Genomic DNA, 896 nt, shown 5'->3' on the forward strand with positions numbered 1-896 from the left:
ACATGGTGGTGGCGTTGCTGGCGGTGTTGAAGGCCGGTGGGGCGTATGTGCCGTTGGATCCGGGGTTCCCGGTGGACCGGATCGGGTTCATGATCGCTGATACCGGTGCCCGGGTGGTGTTGACGCAGGGCAGTCTCATGGGCCGGTTCCGGGGTTATGAAGGCCGGTTGGTGTGTGTTGACACGGTTGTGGTCGAGGGGTTCCCGGTCACGGATCCGGTGCGGTCGACTTCGGCGGAGTCGTTGGCGTATGTGATCTATACGTCGGGCTCGACGGGCCGGCCGAAGGGGGTGCTGGTCGAGCACGGAGGGCTGGCGAACTTCGTCCGTTGGTGTGTGGAGGGCTATTCCGGTCGTGGTGTGGGTGGGGCGCCGGTGTTCTCCTCGATCGGGTTCGACGCGGTGGTGCCGAATCTGTTCGGCCCGTTGATCGCCGGTCAGACCGTTCATCTGTTACCGGAGGGGTTCGACATCGCCCGGTTGGGGGAGTTGCTCGTCGCTGGTGGGCCGTACTCGTTCATCAAGCTCACCCCGTCGCATCTGGATTTGTTGACCGCGCAGTTGACACCGGCCGAGGCGGCGGGGTTGGCCGCGACGGTGGTGGTCGGGGCCGAGTCGTTCTCGGCGGCGTCGTTGGAGTATTGGCGGCGGTTGGCCCCGGACGTGGTGGTGCTCAACGAGTACGGGCCGACCGAGGTGACGGTGGCCAATTCGGTGTTCCAGGCCGACGGGCTGGTCTCGACGCGGACGGTGCCGATCGGCCGGCCGATCCCGAACACGTGGATGTTCGTGGTGGATTACGCCGGTGAGTTGGCCGAGGTCGGTGTCACCGGTGAGTTGCTCGTGGGTGGATGGGTGTGGTCCGGGGTTATCACGGCCGGCCTGATCTGACCGCGG

General features: G+C 66.0%; 1 protein-coding gene. It reads left to right on the forward strand.

What is annotated here, in order from left to right:
• A partial coding sequence (locus tag DMB66_RS60470; protein WP_148113010.1) for an AMP-binding protein occupies positions 1–890 on the forward strand: 890 nt, incomplete at its 5' end.
• Positions 891–896 lie beyond the last annotated feature (6 nt).

Source organism: Actinoplanes sp. ATCC 53533 (assembly GCF_003947245.1).